We start from the raw sequence: 3,348 nt of genomic DNA, 5'->3' as shown, positions 1-3,348 counted from the left end.
TGACATCAAATGCGAATCCCAGGAAACAGAGGTCGGATGATATCAGATGGGCGTCCTTTGGGTCACGATCAAACGACAGCAAATCAATTGCCACAAAAGAACGCGAGAAGACGCAAAAGAAGCAGTGGGCGCTGTCGTCAGGCGTGGGGCAGCAGCGTGAACGACCGCGATCAGCGGGCCGGGACTGTTGACTTTCCATTTGTGAAACCTCGCAAGCCCGGCTCCGTTGCATCGCATGGTTCCGCCCTTCTTTCGTCAGCAAACAGTCACGGAGTCGGAAGGTCGATCCCCATTGCGGACAGTACGATCCCAACGAGGAGGATGAATAGTATAGTGGCAGCAAGCAGGAGAAAGTATTGGAAAAAGATGGCAGACAAACCAACCGCGACGGACGAACCAGCAATCCGCAGGTCCTCGTGTTTGCAGAAACCGCCAACACCACAGCATATTCCGCATAGCCCTAGAGCAATCGTTCCAGCAGGATACCATTTCGCAACGTCGAAACCCTCGTCCGCGTCTACAGGCGGCACGTACTCTTGCTTCTTGGCCTTCGCGATAAGTCGGTCCTTCACTTTGGTGGCGAATTCAACAGCTACTTCATCCATCGGTTTCCGTTCCGGTTCGATCGCGTCAAGTATCCATGGCGACAGGACGGCCGCTACCAAACCGCAAATTGCAAGAACAAGCCCCACTCCAGCAACGGGTGAACGTCGCGTTGGCGCGACTGAGGACGAGTCTTCGTTGTCGTGTTCAGGTTGTGTCATTGTCTGGTGGCGGAACGTCACGCGTCACCCGGTACGCGCGAAAGATTTTCCACTTCAAAACCGCCCGACTCGCGTACTCGGGTGCACGCGATGGTTCGCCGTCCGCTGTACGTCAGTCACGACTTAAGCGCAACCTCGGCAAGAAAAGTGTTGAAGTCGGGATATTCGGGTTCGCTGATATTGTAGTCACATTCGTGGTCAGCCCAGCATACCGGATCAGAACAGATACCGTCGACAATGCAAAATCCGTAGTAGTCACCGCAACCATTGTCAGCGAACGGTAGAAATCGGCCTCGGTTCTGCGGCATGTATTCGTATTCACGCCAGAGCGAATACTCCAGCGAGAGTTCCGGAGTGTAAACGCTGGAAAATGCAATGTCGCCCGACCCAACGCGGTTCAGGTGTCGCTTGTACTGATGCGGTAGAGCAATGCCGGTGGTTTGTTCTATCTCGGCTAAACGCTCGTTGCTGATTGGACCATCAGATATGACGTGGCTGCCCTCAAACATGAAAGCATGATTCGCTCTGAAGACTTCAAGCAATGTATCGAGGTCAGCGTCGGTCACGGCAGTACACTTCAGTCGGCGAACGGCGGCCATCACCGAGGCCGCGCAGACGACTCAGACCAAACCGATTGACCTGACTCGCGGCCTTCGTGTGCATGGCATGGTTCGCTGCCTTTCGTTTCAGTTTGCCTTACAATATACGCTTCAATCTCCGATCCCACGACGGAAGCCAGCAGCAGTTCGATGACGACAATCAATAAATGTCCGTGACCGTCAGAGTACCATGCGCCCAACAATAATTTAAGCGGTTCGTCTAGCACGTTTCCAACCACAAGAAAAACGGCAAACACAAAAAAACCAGTCACAATTCTGGAGAACGGAGTCGGCAAGTAATCAGAACGATGACTCTGCCTTAAACCTTTCCATCCCGCCATCCCAATTAAGCAGATCGCAAGAGCTGGAACGTATGGGCCGGAGAGCGATTTCCAGACACTCGTGTAAGCACGTTCCAATCCTCCGACTTGACCGTTTAACGCCATAAAGAGAGGGCCCGCGACACAGAGGCATCCTACTGTGCCCACGCAGAAGCAAAGTGTGCGTCCAATCAATTTGATCGGCGATCGTGGGGTCGATACCGATTCGTCCTTGCTGATTGGCGGTGCAAATGGATTCATGGGATCACAATTCATGTGTCAGCGAACGGCGGTGGTCACCGCGTCGGCGCGATCGACCGGAATTCAAAAACAACTCGACTCGCCGACTGCGGTGCACCACTTGGTTCCTCGCTGTCATCGAGTGGCAGTACGCAATTATTTTTTTCTCGCGGCCTTTTTCTTCGCGACCTTCTTTGATTGCCGCTTCGTTGCTGCCTTAAGCGACAAGTCATTGTCCCGTAAATATTCGACAACCGCATCGATGCCACGTTCATCGAATTTCAGATCCCATCCATCCCATGCTGGTTGAATCTTTGCAATGAACTTATCGGGTGATTCCGCTAGCAATTCATCCAATTCAACAAGATCTGGAAACGGATTGCCATCACCGTCAACCCAGTATTCCGGCCCCCAAGAATAGCCGTAAAGAATGCACTGTTTTGCGTCGTGATCAATGAGGATAGCCGCTTCCGCGAAAGCGCTGTCCATTAGCTCATCAACTTCTTCCGCCTCATACGTAAGTTCATCGCTGAATTCGTCTGGCCCCTTGGCGGCCCCGTAAATGGCTCCCATTGCTCCGTAGCTGTTGAAATAGGCGACCGCGACCCCATCTTCCACGATGACGTAGTTGGCACGATGGCTCATGAGCATTCATTCTCCGACGAGGAACAGTAGCGTTCACCCGGCGGCATCGGGCGAATGATTGTGATTACTGGAAAGGAGTTGCCCGATGCCGCTCGGTGTGCAACGCCGGGTTACCCGCCGCCCTCAGTCAGTCGCAAAGGTTGTGGCAGATCTGGCAAGCGACCGCACCGATGAGATGTGGCCCGGTTCTCGATCGTCCGACCGCAAACATGAATACGAATTCAGCCAGTCTACCAGCGTCAACGTCGCGGTCTGTGTTGTGAATCAGAACGTACCACAAGCTGTCGCTGGTAGTGGCTCGGAGTAGTTCGCCGTGCCATCCCACATTTGGATCGGCATCATCGCGAAACAGGTACGAGTTGTGAAAATCAGTGTGGATTTCGTCGTTACGAGTGAGTGGCCAATAGCCAGGATACGGGATTGAGGTTAATGAGAGGTCGGAGATGTGCTCGCTTTCAAAAGTCTCAGCTCGCAATCCTGTCAGCACCATTTCAGCCGTTAGTTGCGATTCGTCCGTGTTGAGCATCGTAATGAACGGACGGATCGGGAAATCGGATGGACCTGTCGTCAGCGAGCCCATCTTCAAGGAATCCAGTAATCGCCAATCATCTTCAAATCGATCGGACGGTTGGAAGTAGTCCTCGAAAGTCACGACAGAATTGCGAAGACATAGTCCATCGGAGAATGGAAAGACGTCAGGATTCGGCAAATCGCGAAATGCTGATTGGGCGCAGTTCATGAAAGACATTGTCAAGATGCGGACGCCTTTGTCGGGTAACG

At 53.0% G+C, this 3,348-nt stretch carries 5 protein-coding genes; all 5 read right to left on the bottom strand.

The window, feature by feature from the left end; genetic code table 11:
* Positions 1 to 266 precede the first annotated feature (266 nt).
* Positions 267 to 764: a hypothetical protein gene (locus NZK35_RS03590; protein ID WP_259631230.1), complete on the bottom strand. Its 498-nt coding sequence runs from the start codon at positions 762 to 764 to the stop codon at positions 267 to 269.
* Between the two features lie 116 nt (positions 765 to 880).
* A complete protein-coding gene (locus NZK35_RS03585) occupies positions 881 to 1,330 on the bottom strand; it encodes an SMI1/KNR4 family protein (protein WP_259631229.1) in 450 nt (149 codons plus the stop codon).
* A 32-nt stretch (positions 1,331 to 1,362) separates the two neighbouring features.
* The gene (locus NZK35_RS03580; RefSeq protein WP_259631228.1) at positions 1,363 to 1,944 is read right to left on the bottom strand and encodes a hypothetical protein; all 582 of its coding nucleotides are present in this window, start codon (positions 1,942 to 1,944) and stop codon (positions 1,363 to 1,365) included.
* Between the two features lie 135 nt (positions 1,945 to 2,079).
* A complete protein-coding gene (locus NZK35_RS03575; RefSeq protein WP_145385690.1) occupies positions 2,080 to 2,568 on the bottom strand; it encodes a hypothetical protein in 489 nt (162 codons plus the stop codon).
* Positions 2,569 to 2,695: 127 nt separating this feature from the next.
* On the bottom strand, positions 2,696 to 3,348 hold a 653-nt coding region (locus NZK35_RS03570; RefSeq protein ID WP_259631227.1), incomplete at its 5' end, for a hypothetical protein.

It is taken from the genome of Stieleria sedimenti (assembly GCF_025060895.1).
Taxonomy (GTDB): Bacteria; Planctomycetota; Planctomycetia; order Pirellulales; family Pirellulaceae; genus Stieleria; species Stieleria sedimenti.
The sequence above is the reverse complement of the archived record's forward strand: the minus strand, read 5'-3'. Positions and strand labels throughout refer to the sequence as shown.